The sequence below is a fragment of the Sulfitobacter delicatus genome, assembly GCF_900102535.1.
Classification (GTDB): domain Bacteria; phylum Pseudomonadota; class Alphaproteobacteria; order Rhodobacterales; family Rhodobacteraceae; genus Sulfitobacter; species Sulfitobacter delicatus.
The window spans coordinates 257,540-271,100 of the sequence record NZ_FNBP01000004.1 but is presented as its reverse complement, the minus strand read 5'-3'; the positions used below and the strand labels follow the sequence as shown (position 1 = coordinate 271,100).

At 60.1% G+C, this 13,561-nt stretch carries 17 protein-coding genes; 6 read left to right on the top strand and 11 right to left on the bottom strand.

Annotation, left to right across the window (positions count from 1 at the left end; translation table 11 throughout):
• Positions 1–39 precede the first annotated feature (39 nt).
• Both cheB and BLS57_RS09895 read left to right on the top strand, forming a co-directional pair.
• Positions 40–1,140: a chemotaxis-specific protein-glutamate methyltransferase CheB gene (gene cheB, locus BLS57_RS09900; protein ID WP_093741753.1), complete on the top strand. Its 1,101-nt coding sequence runs from the start codon at positions 40–42 to the stop codon at positions 1,138–1,140.
• On the top strand, positions 1,137–1,652 hold the full coding sequence (locus tag BLS57_RS09895; RefSeq protein ID WP_093741751.1) for a chemotaxis protein CheD: 516 nt from the start codon (positions 1,137–1,139) through the stop codon (positions 1,650–1,652). Before cheB ends, BLS57_RS09895 begins: the two co-directional genes overlap by 4 nt.
• A 46-nt stretch (positions 1,653–1,698) precedes the next feature.
• Here BLS57_RS09895 and BLS57_RS09890 read toward each other — a convergent pair whose 3' ends face one another.
• From BLS57_RS09890 to BLS57_RS09845, 10 genes are all read right to left on the bottom strand, one after another.
• On the bottom strand, positions 1,699–2,073 hold the full coding sequence (locus BLS57_RS09890; RefSeq protein ID WP_093741749.1) for a hypothetical protein: 375 nt from the start codon (positions 2,071–2,073) through the stop codon (positions 1,699–1,701).
• Positions 2,073–2,459: a response regulator gene (locus BLS57_RS09885; protein WP_093741747.1), complete on the bottom strand. Its 387-nt coding sequence runs from the start codon at positions 2,457–2,459 to the stop codon at positions 2,073–2,075. Before BLS57_RS09885 ends, BLS57_RS09890 begins: the two co-directional genes overlap by 1 nt.
• Positions 2,460–2,502: 43 nt before the next feature.
• The gene (locus tag BLS57_RS09880; protein ID WP_093741745.1) at positions 2,503–3,348 is read right to left on the bottom strand and encodes a CheR family methyltransferase; all 846 of its coding nucleotides are present in this window, start codon (positions 3,346–3,348) and stop codon (positions 2,503–2,505) included.
• Entirely contained in the window at positions 3,345–3,803 is a 459-nt protein-coding gene (locus BLS57_RS09875; protein WP_093741744.1) for a chemotaxis protein CheW, read from the bottom strand. The genes BLS57_RS09880 and BLS57_RS09875 overlap by 4 nt, the downstream gene beginning before the upstream one ends.
• Positions 3,800–6,025: a chemotaxis protein CheA gene (locus BLS57_RS09870; protein ID WP_093741742.1), complete on the bottom strand. Its 2,226-nt coding sequence runs from the start codon at positions 6,023–6,025 to the stop codon at positions 3,800–3,802. The genes BLS57_RS09875 and BLS57_RS09870 overlap by 4 nt, the downstream gene beginning before the upstream one ends.
• Before the next feature lie 13 nt (positions 6,026–6,038).
• Entirely contained in the window at positions 6,039–6,404 is a 366-nt protein-coding gene (locus BLS57_RS09865; protein WP_093741741.1) for a response regulator, read from the bottom strand.
• Positions 6,401–6,724 (bottom strand): STAS domain-containing protein, encoded by a 324-nt coding sequence (locus BLS57_RS19750; protein WP_167356401.1) that lies wholly within the window; start codon positions 6,722–6,724, stop codon positions 6,401–6,403. Before BLS57_RS19750 ends, BLS57_RS09865 begins: the two co-directional genes overlap by 4 nt.
• Positions 6,725–6,923: 199 nt before the next feature.
• Positions 6,924–8,003: a methyltetrahydrofolate cobalamin methyltransferase gene (locus tag BLS57_RS09855; RefSeq protein WP_093741737.1), complete on the bottom strand. Its 1,080-nt coding sequence runs from the start codon at positions 8,001–8,003 to the stop codon at positions 6,924–6,926.
• Between the two features lie 13 nt (positions 8,004–8,016).
• A complete protein-coding gene (locus tag BLS57_RS09850) occupies positions 8,017–8,946 on the bottom strand; it encodes a methylenetetrahydrofolate reductase (RefSeq protein WP_093741735.1) in 930 nt (309 codons plus the stop codon).
• Positions 8,947–8,988: 42 nt separating this feature from the next.
• Positions 8,989–9,285, bottom strand: coding sequence for a virulence factor (locus BLS57_RS09845; protein ID WP_093741732.1), 297 nt, complete (start codon positions 9,283–9,285; stop codon positions 8,989–8,991).
• A 276-nt stretch (positions 9,286–9,561) separates the two neighbouring features.
• Between BLS57_RS09845 and BLS57_RS09840 the strand changes: the two genes are divergently transcribed.
• From BLS57_RS09840 to BLS57_RS09830, 3 genes are all read left to right on the top strand, one after another.
• Complete coding sequence (locus tag BLS57_RS09840) at positions 9,562–10,680, top strand: Ppx/GppA phosphatase family protein (RefSeq protein ID WP_093741730.1); 1,119 nt, start codon at positions 9,562–9,564, stop codon at positions 10,678–10,680.
• A complete protein-coding gene (locus tag BLS57_RS09835) occupies positions 10,680–11,405 on the top strand; it encodes an RlmE family RNA methyltransferase (protein WP_093741728.1) in 726 nt (241 codons plus the stop codon). Before BLS57_RS09840 ends, BLS57_RS09835 begins: the two co-directional genes overlap by 1 nt.
• Before the next feature lie 87 nt (positions 11,406–11,492).
• Positions 11,493–12,095, top strand: coding sequence for a hypothetical protein (locus BLS57_RS09830; RefSeq protein ID WP_244153648.1), 603 nt, complete (start codon positions 11,493–11,495; stop codon positions 12,093–12,095).
• On the opposite strand, the gene BLS57_RS09825 is transcribed toward BLS57_RS09830, so the two are convergent.
• Positions 12,092–12,358 carry a hypothetical protein gene (locus BLS57_RS09825; RefSeq protein WP_093741726.1) on the bottom strand — a complete coding sequence of 89 codons (267 nt, stop codon included), beginning with the start codon at positions 12,356–12,358 and terminating at the stop codon, positions 12,092–12,094. The two genes, BLS57_RS09830 and BLS57_RS09825, sit on opposite strands and share 4 nt — an antisense overlap.
• Before the next feature lie 194 nt (positions 12,359–12,552).
• Here BLS57_RS09825 and BLS57_RS09820 point away from each other — a divergent pair, with 194 nt between their 5' ends.
• Entirely contained in the window at positions 12,553–13,374 is an 822-nt protein-coding gene (locus BLS57_RS09820) for a bifunctional allantoicase/(S)-ureidoglycine aminohydrolase (protein ID WP_093741724.1), read from the top strand.
• The last annotated feature ends 187 nt before the right edge of the window (positions 13,375–13,561 follow it).

Sequence of the window (13,561 nt, the reverse complement as noted above, 5' to 3'; positions counted from 1 at the left end):
GGTACCGTTCTTAGGACATGATCCGCTCTGCGCCCGGAGATGTGGCTGATGCTGCTGGACCCGACCGAGCCGCAACCGGCTATGAGAAGGCCAGCGAAACGGGTCGCCATTGTAGACGATTCCCGGTCTATCCGGTCCTGGCTCCGTCATGTGCTTCAACAAGACAAACGCCTTGAGGTCGTCGGTGAAGCTGGCGACGCAGAGACCGCGCGAAAAGTTATTAAAGAGACGCAGCCTGATGTGCTCACGCTCGACGTGCAGATGCCGGGCATGTCGGGCTTGGTTTTCCTCGAACGGCTTATGACGCTGCATCCGATGCCCGTCGTCATGGTGTCCGCATCGACAAGCAGCGGATCAGACACGGCGATCCAAGCGCTGTCTTTAGGGGCTGTTGATTGTATCGTAAAGCCGGGGCAGAGCGTCTCCAAACTGTCTGCAAAGGACATTGCGCGCCGGGTCTATTCCGCGGCTTGCAGCCAATATCAGCCATTGCTGAAAAGGAGCGCATTGCAGCCCGTCGCCCCGTTAGAGGCCGAAGAAAAAGATGGTGCGATTGTCCTGATCGGTGCGTCAACGGGCGGGGTCACGGCGCTTGAAACGGTGCTTGCGACCATGGCAACTGATGGGCCGCCCACGGTCATCGTCCAGCATATGCCGGCGACCTTCCTAATTAGCTTCGCCAAGCTGCTGGACCGCAAACTGCCGCATGATGTGGGGCTTGTTGATGACCGCGTGCCCCTGCGCCGGGGGCAGGTTCGTCTTGCACCCGAAGTGGGCCGGCAGACCGAGCTCGTTAGGCGGAACGGATTGTGGCAAGGGCATTTGCGCGATGACGCAGAGCGGGGCGCGCATTGTCCTTCCGTGGACGCCCTGTTTTGCTCAGCGGCCCCCTACGGTCATGATGTTATTGCAGCGATCCTAACGGGGCTGGGCCGCGACGGGACCGAAGGCATGCGTCTACTGCACCGCTCGGGCGCACATACCATCGGGCAGGACGCAGACAGCAGTGTTGTCTATGGCATGCCCAAGGCCGCATGGGAGGCCGGCGCCATCGTGGAGCAGTTACCTATTGAGAATATTGGTGAGGCGATCAACAGCGCCGTTGCAGCCCATCATCGTCGTCGGAGCTTTGCAAGATGAGTGAAACGATTGTCATCACCCAAGGGCAACATGCTGTCTCGGCGGATCCGAATACCGTTATCTCAACGGTCCTCGGGTCTTGCGTGGCTTGCTGTTTATGGGACCATGTGAGCCAGTTGGGCGGCATGAACCACATGCTGCTCGCTCAGCGGCAGCACAACAACCTGCCATGTGACATGGCCGGTGTGAATGCGATGGAATTGTTGATCAACGAGTTGCTGAAACTCGGCGCGCGTCGGGACCGATTGCAGGCCAAAGTCTTTGGCGGTGCGCGGATGGTCGACGGCCTGTCCGAGATCGGGGCAAAGAATATCTCGTTTACCCTGGGCTTTTTGGAGCGTGAAAACATCACCTGCACCGCCCAGTCCGTCGGTGGAACGGCAGCACGGCAGGTGATGTTCTGGCCGGTCATCGGGGTCGTACGGCAAAAAATGACGCGCAGCGCGCCCTTGCGGGAGACTGTCACGCCGCCCGCCAATACCATAGAAGGCAATGGGTTGGAGTTGCTCTAACCAGCACTTCGGTGAAGGGTCATCGCAGACCGTGTCCGCGACAGACTTAGAACAAATCGATATCACCCGACTGGGCCAGAGACGGCTGTTCGGCCACCGGCAGGGGAGCGTCAAACAGCGCCCGCGTACAGCCAAGACGCAGGCGGTCCCTAATGCATGCGGGGTTTGACAACCCCGACCGCCCGTCGCTGCCCGGGCGCGCTAGGAATAATGTGAGCAAAGAGAGATCTTCGAGCGATTGCCGCAGATGGTCGAGGCTCTGCAATTGAACGATCGCGCTGTCTGTAGGGCGCGTGGTCGTGGCGTGCCCGCCCACCACCTGTTCCACCCGGTGCACATCGGCTGCTAGGCCATCAAGATGGTCCGACAGACGAGAGAGCAAAGCTTCGGCCGTGAGAGCGGCCGGCGGCGGGACGGTCATTACAGACGCCCAACCACAGCTTCGATGCAGTTGCGTAGGTCTTCGGGCTGGAATGGCTTCTTTAAGTAATTGTTCATGCCGAGCTTTTTGCCGTGGTCGATGATCTCTTGCTCTGCGCGTCCCGTGACCAAAACGAAACCGACACCTTTGGTACTGGCGCCAGCGCGCAGGTAATGCAGCAGTTTCAAACCGTCGATCTCAGGCATATTGTAGTCCGAGATCACCAGATGCACCGGCCGTTTGGCGAGTGCATGAAGTGCTTCCTTCCCGTTCTCGGCCACGGCGACGTCGCGCACCCCGAAGCTATCGAGCGCCTGTGTGATCAAGCCGCGACTGGTGGACATATCATCAACCACCATGATCCGAATTTGGTCGCGCAATGCCATTTCTGTTTCCTTGTGCAGTCAATAGTGAGCACGCGAGTGCGTGTCAGGAAGTGAGAGGTCGGTAGCTCGTCGGCCCGTCGGTACAGAACCCGAGGGATTCCGGGGCAGCAATGCGTTCGGAGTGGCCGAGAAAAAGATGTCCGTCAGGGCGGAGTGCTTTGAGAAAGCGCGGCCAGAGACCGGTTTGCGTCGCGAGATCGAAATAGATCACCACGTTCCGACAGAAGATAACATCAAAGCTTCCCCGCATCGGCCAGGGTGCAAGCAGATTGAGCTCGTTGAAGTGGATCAGGTTCTTCAGTTCGGGTTTTGCGGTGAACATCGGCTCCTGCCCGCCAGTACCCCTATCGAAATAGGTCTTCCGCAAAGTTTCAGAGACGCCATCCATTAACCGCGCAGCATAGCTGCCGCGTCGGGCAAAGCTGACGACTTGTGGGTCGATATCCGTGGCTAGGATGCGAAGGTCATATTCTGCTGCTTTGGGACAACGCTCAAGGAGGGTCATGGCAGCAGAATAGGCTTCCTGACCATTCGAACAGCCCGCCGACCATATGCGCATCCGCTTGCCCGCGCGCAACTCGGGCAGGCGGGCATCGATGACTTTCTCTAGCGTCTTGAAATGATGGTTCTCGCGAAAGAAGTGGGTCACATTGGTGGTCAACGCCGAAATCAGCTGTTTGCGTTCATCCGTCCCGGCGTCAGAGCCGACAAAGGCGCTATATTGCGCGAAATCACGCAGGCCTAACATCCGCAGGCGGGGCCGCAGACGGGATTGGATCATTGAGGCTTTTTCTTCGACCAGGGTCAGCCCGCTTTCGCGGTAGGCCAGATCCGCGATGGTACGAAAGCTTTTAGGATCAAGAGTAAGATCGCAAACGCCTGCACTCATGCCGCCAGTCCTTCTTCTAAGGAAACGGTCGCGGCAAGGTCAAGAACACGGACCATGCGTTCGTCGATCAGCGTTAAGGCACTGACCATACCGGTCGTCGCCCCATTGGCCATGTCAGGCGGTGGTTGCAGGTCGTCGCGGGTGAGCGCGATGATGTCCGAGACAGCATCGACCAAAAGCCCGGTCATGCTTTCCCCGTGGGTGACAACGATAATTACCGCCCGGTCACTCTGCGCCCGGGGCGGCAGGCCGAGCCGCTCGCCGAGATCCATAACCGGCAGCACGGTGCCGCGCAGATTGATGACCCCGCGCATGCAAGCGGGCGCATGGGGCAGGGGTGTGGCACGTGTCCAACTGCGGATCTCGCGCACCGACATGATGTCGAGCGAATATTCTTGACCTGCCAGTTGGAATGTCAGAAGTTCGATTGTCGTGGGGCTGTCTTGGTCACTCATGCCGAGGCTCCTACAAGGCGCTCTTGGGGCGGCTGCGCCGCGTTGTTGATGATGTCGGACGGGTCGAGGATCAGGGCGATTTGCCCGTCGCCGAGGATCGTCGCTGCGGCGATGCCCGGGGCGCGGAAGAAACCGTCGTCCAGACCTTTGATCACCACCTGTCGCTGGTCGAGAATATTGTCGATCAATAGCGCTGCTCGGCTGCCGTTCTCATGTGCGATGAGCAGGGCGACTGCGCCTTCGAAATTGCTGAGCGGCGGGCGATAGCCAAGCTCGGCCCCCAAATCGACAACCGGCACGAACGCGCCCCGTACCCGCACCACATGCTGGCCCGGACGGATCATCGACACGTCTTCGGCGCAGAAGGTGAGCGTTTCAACGACCAGGTTCAGCGGGACGACCAGCGTTTCTCCGGCAGTGTCGATCACCATGCCGTCGAGAACCGCGAGAGTCAGGGGCAGGGAGATGGAGAATATTGTGCCTTTGCCGGGGGTTGAGGTGATCGCGATCCGCCCGCCGAGCGCTTGGATGGCGGTGCGCACTACGTCCATGCCCACGCCGCGGCCCGAAAGGTCCGACACGGTGCTGGCTGTGGAAAACCCCGGCAAGAACAACAGGTTGTCAATCTCACTGTCGCTGAGTTGCGAGTCGGCAGGGATCAGCCCTTTGTCGATGGCAATTTGCAGCACCCGCGGGCGGTTAATGCCGGCACCGTCGTCCGAGACTTCGATGATCACCCGCCCGGAGCGATGGGCTGCGGTGAGCTTGACCTGACCCTCGCTGGGTTTCCCCGCGGCGATACGGTCCGCCGGTGTTTCAAGCCCGTGGTCCACGGCATTGCGGATCATATGGGTAAGCGGGTCGGCCAGCCTCTCGATCACGGTCTTGTCGACTTCGGTGGCCTCGCCCTCCGTATGCAGGCGCACATCTTTGTCTACGGCGGCAGAGGCTTCGCGGATGATACGGGACATGCGTTGAAACAGGGATTTGACCGGCTGTGCGCGGATCATCATCACCGAGTCCTGAATGTCGCGAGTCAAACGCTGGAACTCTTCCAACCCGCTTATCGCATCCCCATGGGGCGGCAGGTTCGCATCTTCGAGGCTTTGGCTCAGCATCGCTTGGTTGATCACCAACTCACCCACCAGATTTACCAGCCGTTCGATCCGGTCGAGGTCGACCCGCACGACACTTTTGACGGCGGCAGGGGTATTGGCGGCGGCTGCTTTCGCGGGCGGTGCCTTGGGCGCGATGGCTGGTGTTGTTGGCGCTGGAGGGGGCGCCGGCGATACCGGTTCAGGCTCTGCCTGTTTGAGGGGCTCGGGAGTTGGAGAGGCCGCGGGCAGTATCTCGGGGGAAAGGTCAGGGAGTTCACTTGAGCCCGCGTCCTCACCCGCACCAGTTAGTTTCAGGCTACAGAGCCCTTCGACAAACTCGAAAACGGACAGGATTTCAGACTCTTCCGCTTCGGTTTCCAGCTCAATTGTCCAGCTAAGGTAGGGTTGTTCCGGTATCAGATCCTTCTGCGCTGGCAGCCGCGACGTGTCGCAGGTGACATGCGCAGTGCCGAGTTCTTGCAGGGCGCGCAGGAGCATGAAGGGCTCGTTGCCGGTCTCGAACAACTCCGGCTCGGGGGCGAAGTGCAGGGTGTAGGTCTTGACCCCGCTCAGCGCGGGCAGGTCGGGAAGTCTGTCCAGCGGCGGCAGGTCAGGAAGATCAGAGAGGTCGCCCATTGGCGCATCATCAAGCGCGGCGAGATCGAGGGTAAGGCCCGTAGGCTGAAACTCAATCTCCGGTTCTGGCTCAGGCTCAGCAGAGCCGCCTTCCTCGCCAAGGAGGGCGTCAAGCCGAGTTAGCAGCGCCGCGCTCTGCTCAGCAGGATCGGCACCCCCATCACGGCTGTGGCGGACGAGGTCTGAGAGATGATCGGCACATTGAAAGAACACCTTAAGCGCCGCGACATCTGCCTCCATCCGGCCCGTGCGCACTTCGTCCATGACCGTTTCATAGCGATGCGCAAAGCGGACCAGAGCGTCGAGACCAAAGGCCCCGGCACCGCCCTTGATCGAATGCACCGCGCGAAAGACGACATTGATCGTCTCGCCGTCCTCTGCGCCATCGTCCATGATCTGTAGGCTGTCTTGCAGCGCTTCGAGCAGTTCCTCGCATTCTATAAAGAAGGAGGCGCGGATCTCGGCCATCGGGTCGTTTTCAGTGGACATGGGCAGGCGGCTCCTATCCGGCGACCATTTGCAGGGCTTTGACCAATTTGGCCGGGTCGAAGGGTTTGACGATCCAACCGGTTGCGCCCGCCTCCCGCGCGCGGGCTTTTAGCTCGGGTGCTGCTTCGGTGGTCAGCACGAGGATCGGCGTGGCGCGGTGTTGTTCTTGCCCGCGCACGGCGTCGATAAAGCCGAAGCCATCCATACGGGGCATGTTAATGTCGGTAATGATTGCATCCGGTTCGATCCCATCCAATACGTCGATCCCATGCAGACCGTCATCGGCAGTATGAACGGTGAAGCCCGCAGGCTGGAGTGCAAGGCGGATCATGTCGCGCATGGTGCGGCTGTCATCCACAGCGAGGATGTTGAGGCTCATTGTGGCGGCTCCGTGATGGTTTCTGGGGTCATGCCCATGGCCGACATCTGCGCCAGCACGCGGTCGGATGCGTTGAGTATGCCAAAGCTGGCGCCGCGCGCTTGGGTGGCCAAGGCTGCTGCGTGGACCGTTTGCAGTGCAAGTGCGCCGAAATGCGTGACGCGGGACAGATCAAGCGCGACCCTATCGCCCTGCGCGTCGGACAGCGCCTTATGCAGCGCGCCAACGGTCGAGAGGTCCAATTTGCCCTCGGGCGCTATGATCCCGCTCTGCCCGGATTTGGGCTTGGCATCACCGTTGCTGTCGCTCTCTGCGCTCATTGCTGAGGCGCCTCGGGCAAAGCTTGCAGTATCATAAGGCGCGCTCCGGTCTGGATCAGGTCTGGCCTGTTCTAGCGAGCGGTGCGTTAAGACCACGTTACTGCCGTTAGCTTGGATCGTGAAAACCGACAGATCATACGAAAAGACCCCGCAAGCCGGGGCTGCGGGGTCTATATTTGTTAGCGTGTTGCTGCTTGCCTTAGCGGCGCCGCCGCCCGCCGGTGCGGCCCGCGCGGCCCCGGCCTTCTTGGCCAGCTTTGGGCGCGACCTTGTTGAACTTGATCCATTCGGTGCCATGCGGGTCACGGTCAAACAGGAAGTTGGCCGCGCGGATCGCTTCCATCTCCTTGCCCGGACGCGGCTTGGTCGAGCCCATGCCGAAAAGCTGCACGAAGGTTTCGTCGTCCATGTCTTCGGGCAGCACCAGACCGAGTGCCGCCAATTGGGCTTTCTTCTCGTCGATCTTGGCCTGACCCACCGGCAGCGCCACCGGGTTCATGATCGCGCTGGTCATGCCCGCGCCCATGGCCATGGGCAGGAAGGCGTTGTTGATGCCATGGCGGTTGGGCAGACCGAAAGAGATGTTGGACGCCCCGCAGGTGGTGTTCACGCCCAATTCCTCGCGCAGACGGCGCACGAGGGTAAAGACCTGATGGCCTGCGGTTGCCATGGCGCCGATTGGCATGACCAGCGGGTCGACCACGATGTCATGCGCAGGGATGCCAAAGTCGGCTGCGCGCTCGACGATCTTTTTCGCCACGGCAAAGCGCACATCCGGGTCTTCGGAAATGCCGGTGTCATCGTTGGAGATCGCTACGACTGGCACATTGTACTTTTTGACCAAGGGCAGGACGAGTTCCAGCCGCTCTTCTTCGCCAGTGACCGAGTTCAACAGCGGGCGGCCTTCGCAAGCCTGCAGGCCCGCCTCAAGCGCGCCGGGGACCGAACTGTCGATGCAGATCGGTACGTCGACGGCGTTTTGCACGATCTTGATGAGTTCCGGCATCAGCATCGGCTCGACAAAGTTGTTGTCCGCATAGCGCGGGTCTTCAGCCATTTTGTTGGAGAAGACTGCACCCGAGTTCACGTCCAGCACTGTGGCTCCGGCAGCAACCTGCGCGATGGCATCGGCCTCCACGCGCGAGAAATCACCCTGCTCCAACTCTTGGCTGAGGATCTTGCGCCCCGTGGGGTTGATCCGCTCACCAATGACGCAGAAGGGCTCTTCAAAGCCGATCACGGCGGTCTTGGTCTTGGATTCGATGACGGTTCTGGTCATGTGGTCTGGTCCTTCAGGCTGCGTCGGCTGGCACCCCAGAGGCGCCGCCATTCTCTTGAACCCATGTGGCACTGGTCTTGATCCCGCCCAGCGGGAAGACATGCACATGGGTGATGTTGAAATCCGGGTGCGCCGCTTTGTGCGCGGCCAAGTCGTTGATCACATCTGCGGGCTCATATGGCAACAGCAGCTTGGTCACGTCCATCGCGCGCTTTTGCAGCACTTTGAGGGAGGGGCCGACGCCACAGGCGATGGCGAATTTGATTAGGGTTTGCAGTTTCGCCGGGCCCGCGACGCCGATGTGAACGGGCAGGGTGATGCCTGCGGCCTGAAGGCTGTCGGCCCATTCGATGATCGGCTGCGCTTCAAAGGCAAACTGCGTGGCAATAGCCATTTCCGCATCGGTGCGGGTTTGGAAGTCGTTTTTCCATTTCAGCGCGGCATCGACCTTGAGCCGCCCGCCTTCGACGTCAATGTCGCGGTTACCTTCGGGGTGGCCCGCGACGTGTATGCGGGTAAAGCCCGCTTGATCAAAAAACCCAGTCTCCATCAACTGCATGCTGTCGCTGAACTCGCCCGCAGGTGTCGTGACACCACCCGCCAGCAGCAGCGCTTGGCGCACATCGGCCTCGCCCTGATAGCGGGCGATCCAATCGGCCAGCGTGGCACGGTCTTTGATGATGCGGGCGGGGAAATGCGGCATGACGTTGAAGCCGTCGGCATTCAGCCGAGCCGCCGTGGCAACCATGTCCTCAATGGGTGTGCCGTCGATATGCGCGATATAAACGCGGGTGCCTCCGGGCAGCAGGGCGCGGAAGTTTTCGACCTTTTCAGCCGTGCGCGGCATGACCTCGATGGAATAGTCTTTGAGCAAGGCTTCGACCTCGGCTGAAGGGGCCGCGGGGGCGGGCAAGTCTTTCTTGCGGAAGTTCAACAAAGCCATGAGCGTGTCCTTGATCATATGCGTTGCAGACAGAGTGGCAGGCTATGCCCAGCCATTGTTATCAATCAGTTGCTTGATACGGTCGCGGTCGTATTCCGCGTCAATCCGGGCCACTTCGGCATCTGCGACGGAATCAGGGTCGCCCTCGACCTCCACCGGCGCGGCCTTGCGCCACTCGGCGAGGTATTCATCCGTCCCCGCCGCGCCGGTTTTCATCGCGGCGCGGTCGATCGCCTGCTCAAACCGCTCCGGCAATTGGCGTTTGGAACCGCGGCGGCCTTTGCCGACGATCACCTGCGCTGGAATATCGCGCCAATATACGATGGTGACTGCGGGCATGGGCTGATTCCTTTGGTCCGATTTCATTCTGTCTAGCTTCCGCCGCGGTCAGGACAGGGCCGTTTTTCGACAAAACACGACCCATCCGCGACTTGACCCCGGTCATAGCGTATCGAGGCTGGGCGAACGAGGGCCGGGCGGGCTCATTATTCTCAAGATCATTGTGAGCGCGGGCGGAGAAACGCCGCTGAACGTCGCGGCAGGCGTTGCGACCACTTGCACAGGTGCCGCGCAGCGCATACCCTTGGGACAACTCGATATGAAAGGCGCAAACCCATGGCGCCACAGCGTCCCAGAGGTGCGGGCGCGCTCGACAAGGACATACCGGCTCTGAGCCCCGCGCCAGTTCCGCCCAGATCAAACGAACTCTATGCGGCTCTCGATCTGGGCACAAATAGCTGCCGCATGTTGATCGCCCAGCCTCGCGGCAGCGGTTTCCATGTGGTGGACAGTTTTTCGAAATCGGTGCAATTGGGTGCCGGATTGGAAAAAACCGGGCGGTTGTCGCGCGGATCGATGGCGCGCACCATACAGGCACTGCGCATCTGTCAGCAAAAACTGCGCCGCAACAAGGTCCGCAACATGCGGTTGGTCGCGACCGAAGCCTGCCGCCGGGCCCATAACGGTGCGGAATTCATGCGCCGTATCCAGCGCGAGACCGGCCTCAAGCTCGACATCATCCGCCCCGAGGAAGAAGCCCAGCTGGCCGTGATCTCCTGCGCGCCGCTGGTCAGCCGCAAGACGGAAAACTTGTTGGTTGTCGACATCGGCGGCGGCTCAACAGAACTTGTCTGGATCGACATTTCCAAGGTCCCGAAAGCCGACCGGGCGCGCTCAATCATGCGGCTGCAAGATGGGTTCAATCAGGCCAAGTCCGATGTGCCCTCAGCGCGCGTGGTCGACTGGATCAGCGTGCCTTTGGGCGTGGCGACGCTGCGCGATCAGTTCTCGGACGTTGAAGACGACGCGGCGCGCTTTGCGCTGATGTCGTGGTTCTTTGAAGAGAACTTGACGGATTTTACGCCTTATCAATCAATCCAGTCGCAAAAACGGTTCCAGATCGTGGGCACCTCCGGCACGGTGACCACCGTCGCGGCGAGCCATTTGAACCTGAAACGTTATGACCGGACCAAGGTCGATGGCCTCAGCATGACCAGCGCGCAGATTGACAAGGTCATTCACTCTTATATCGCCATGGGGCCGGGTGGCCGCCGGGCTGATCCGCGCATCGGTCAGGACCGGGCAGCCTTAATCATGTCGGGCGCGGCGATCCTGCAAGCGCTGATGCGTTGCTGGCCGACGGATCGTCTGTCAGTTGCGGATCGCGGTCTGCGCGAGGGCCTGCTATATGCACAGATGAGCGCCGATGGCGTATTAGAAGAAGGGGTCTTTTGATGACCAAGACACCGGACGGCAAGAACACCTCAGGACGCGGGCAGCGCGACCTTAAGGTTAAGGTGAAATCGGCGCGCGGGCGCAAGCTCAGTTCGACCCGTTGGTTGCAGCGGCAGCTCAATGACCCCTATGTCAAACGCGCGCAGGCCGAAGGCTATCGCGGGCGCGCGGCCTATAAGATTATGGAATTGGACGATAAGTACCGCTTCCTTGTCCCCGGCGCGCGGATCGTCGATCTGGGCGCGGCACCGGGCGGCTGGTGTCAGGTGGCGGTGAAACGCTGCAATGTACTGGGCGAAAAGAAGAGCAAGGCGCAGGGCACGATCCTCGGCATCGACCTGCAGGAAATGGAGCCGATTGCGGGCTGCGAGTTGCATCAGCTTGATTTCATGGAAGACGATGCGGATTTGAAGGTGAAGGAATGGCTCGGCGGCAAGGCCGACGTGGTCATGTCGGACATGGCGGCCTCGGCATCAGGCCACAAGCAGACCGACCACTTGCGGATCATAGCACTTTGCGAAGCGGCGGCCTATTTTGCCTTTGATGTACTTGAGGACGGTGGTACCTTTGTCGCCAAAGTGCTGGCAGGCGGGGCGGAGGGGGAGCTGCAAAAGCTTTTGAAGATGCGCTTTACGAAGGTCGCAAACATCAAACCCCCGGCGAGCCGTGCGGATTCCTCTGAGAAATTTGTTGTGGCCACCGGGTTCAAAGGCGCGGCGGCATAAACAGGCCGCATTAACATCGTGTAAATGCGACTGTCCTAGATAGAGCTCGCGTGGTCCAAAGACCGCGGCTCTGCCAAGGACCCTGTGATGCCCAACTACCTGTTAGCTCTGCCGCTTTTAGCGGTCATAGCTTTGACGTCTGCTACGACTTTTACCCCCACCGACAGACCCGCTGCCGCGGAAGCGCCTTGGGCGCTGACAACCTATATCGACCGTGATCTGCTGAGCTGGATTAACGATGCGCAGATCGTCGAGGCAATAAAGGCGCAAAACCAACGGCATAGCGGCATGACCCCACCGGAAATCATTGCCCGTAATAAGGATTGGCTGGCGCAAGTGCACAGCACACGCCGCCCGCTTGTAGATTCGGTCCTATCTGCCCCCGTATCAGACTTCCTGCGCAAACAAGTCGCTCGTTCTGGTGGGCGTATCACGGAGGTGTTCTTGATGGACGCCCACGGGCTGACGGTTGCCGCGAGTTCCGCCACCTCTGATTATTGGCAGGGCGACGAGGCCAAGTTTATCAATAGCTATTTTGGTGGTCCGGGTGAGATCTATGTTGAGGAAGTAGATTTCGACGACAGCACCCAAACCTATCAGGGGCAAGTATCGGTCGCTATCATAGATCCAACCACCGGCGTGCCGATTGGCGCAATCACCGTCGGGCTTGAGGCCGCAGCATTCTTTTAACGAGGGCGCAGCGCTGCGCGTATGCCGTGCGGCCAGCCGTCAGAGCGCGAGCGCTTGTGCTTCGGGCTCTTCAACGATGCCAATGCACGCTGCTGCAAAAGCCGTGCTGTCTCGGCATCCAGCAAGTGGTGGCGGGGTTTGGCAACCCGCGCTGCCGTATCCTCGGCGCGTCCGGTATGGCACAAAATATCAAAGATACGCTGGCGGCGGGTCACTGCCGTGGGTTTCGCAGTGTTGGGTATTGGGGCGGTGTCTTTTTCCATGGCGCGCTTTCTGGCAGGAAATTTGGGCCGGGACAGGGGTAAAACGTGACGGTAGTGCGAAAATAATTTGGACGGCATTAAAGCTTCCTTACCCAATACTATCAAATTTAGCCGAATAATCCTTATTTAATTAAACCCTTGGCCTCAGCGCGGCTTGCCGTAATTCTCAATCAAGCCCCTGATGGAGAAAGACGATGACCCCCCCAAGCTACTTCGCGCCAACTGGCGGCCACCCCGATCAGAAAACTTTGTTGTCAGATCGCGCTGTCTTCACCGAAGCTTACGCGGTGCTGCCCCGCGGGACGATGCGCGATATCGTAACGTCCTTCCTGCCTTTCTGGGAAGGCACGCGGCTCTGGGTGATTGCTCGCCCGTTGAGCGGATTTGCCGAGACGTTCTCTCAGTACATTATGGAAGTGCAGCCGGGTGGCGGCTCTGAGCGGCCCGAGTTGGACAGCCAAGCGCAGGGTGTGCTCTTCGTGGTTGAGGGTGGCTTTACCCTGACCATTGACGGAGAGAGCCACGCGATGCGCGAAGGCAGCTATGCCTATATTCCAGCGGGCGCGACTTGGACCTTGAAGAACGACAGCGGCGAGGTGACGCGGTTTCACTGGATTCGGAAGGCCTACGAGGCGGTCGAAGGGCTGGATCATCCCGACCCACTGGTTCTAAATGAGCAGGACATCGCGCCGAATGTGATGCCTGATACGAATGGGGTTTGGGCCACCACGCGCTTTGTCGATCCCAACGATCTGCGCCATGACATGCATGTGACCATCGTCACGCTCCAGCCGGGCGGGGTGATCCCCTTTTGCGAGACCCATGTGATGGAGCATGGGCTTTATGTGCTTGAGGGTAAGGCAGTTTACCGGCTCAATCAGGATTGGGTTGAGGTGGAGGCGGGCGATTTCATGTGGCTGCGCGCCTTCTGCCCGCAGGCGTGCTATGCGGGCGGGCCGGGGCCGTTTCGGTATTTGCTGTATAAAGATGTGAACCGGCATATGAAGCTGCGCTGATGCGCTGCGGGCCAGCGCCTGCCCGTGGGTGGGCGATCCCAACGGTCATTCATGCCACTTAATGGTTCAGCCATGATGTGCGTTATCTAAGTCGCACCCAGCATCACCAAATCGCCTACCCGGTCGCACCGGAGGTGCGCCCATCATAATACGGCACGCCTCTGGCGTGACGGACGGGCAGGCGATG

Excerpts from the sequence above, each read along its gene's own strand:
- BLS57_RS09820 (WP_093741724.1), top strand. The coding sequence starts at position 12,553 with ATGACCCCCCCAAGCTACTTCGCGCCAACTGGCGGCCACCCCGATCAG.
- BLS57_RS09870 (WP_093741742.1), bottom strand. The coding sequence starts at position 6,025 with ATGTCCACTGAAAACGACCCGATGGCCGAGATCCGCGCCTCCTTCTTT.
- BLS57_RS09865 (WP_093741741.1), bottom strand. The coding sequence starts at position 6,404 with ATGAGCCTCAACATCCTCGCTGTGGATGACAGCCGCACCATGCGCGAC.
- BLS57_RS09875 (WP_093741744.1), bottom strand. The coding sequence starts at position 3,803 with ATGAGTGACCAAGACAGCCCCACGACAATCGAACTTCTGACATTCCAA.
- BLS57_RS19750 (WP_167356401.1), bottom strand. The coding sequence starts at position 6,724 with ATGAGCGCAGAGAGCGACAGCAACGGTGATGCCAAGCCCAAATCCGGG.
- BLS57_RS09885 (WP_093741747.1), bottom strand. The coding sequence starts at position 2,459 with ATGGCATTGCGCGACCAAATTCGGATCATGGTGGTTGATGATATGTCC.
- BLS57_RS09895 (WP_093741751.1), top strand. The coding sequence starts at position 1,137 with ATGAGTGAAACGATTGTCATCACCCAAGGGCAACATGCTGTCTCGGCG.
- BLS57_RS09845 (WP_093741732.1), bottom strand. The coding sequence starts at position 9,285 with ATGCCCGCAGTCACCATCGTATATTGGCGCGATATTCCAGCGCAGGTG.
- BLS57_RS09830 (WP_244153648.1), top strand. The coding sequence starts at position 11,493 with ATGCCCAACTACCTGTTAGCTCTGCCGCTTTTAGCGGTCATAGCTTTG.
- BLS57_RS09835 (WP_093741728.1), top strand. The coding sequence starts at position 10,680 with ATGACCAAGACACCGGACGGCAAGAACACCTCAGGACGCGGGCAGCGC.
- BLS57_RS09840 (WP_093741730.1), top strand. The coding sequence starts at position 9,562 with ATGGCGCCACAGCGTCCCAGAGGTGCGGGCGCGCTCGACAAGGACATA.
- BLS57_RS09825 (WP_093741726.1), bottom strand. The coding sequence starts at position 12,358 with ATGGAAAAAGACACCGCCCCAATACCCAACACTGCGAAACCCACGGCA.
- BLS57_RS09855 (WP_093741737.1), bottom strand. The coding sequence starts at position 8,003 with ATGACCAGAACCGTCATCGAATCCAAGACCAAGACCGCCGTGATCGGC.
- BLS57_RS09890 (WP_093741749.1), bottom strand. The coding sequence starts at position 2,073 with ATGACCGTCCCGCCGCCGGCCGCTCTCACGGCCGAAGCTTTGCTCTCT.
- BLS57_RS09880 (WP_093741745.1), bottom strand. The coding sequence starts at position 3,348 with ATGAGTGCAGGCGTTTGCGATCTTACTCTTGATCCTAAAAGCTTTCGT.
- cheB (WP_093741753.1), top strand. The coding sequence starts at position 40 with ATGTGGCTGATGCTGCTGGACCCGACCGAGCCGCAACCGGCTATGAGA.
- BLS57_RS09850 (WP_093741735.1), bottom strand. The coding sequence starts at position 8,946 with ATGGCTTTGTTGAACTTCCGCAAGAAAGACTTGCCCGCCCCCGCGGCC.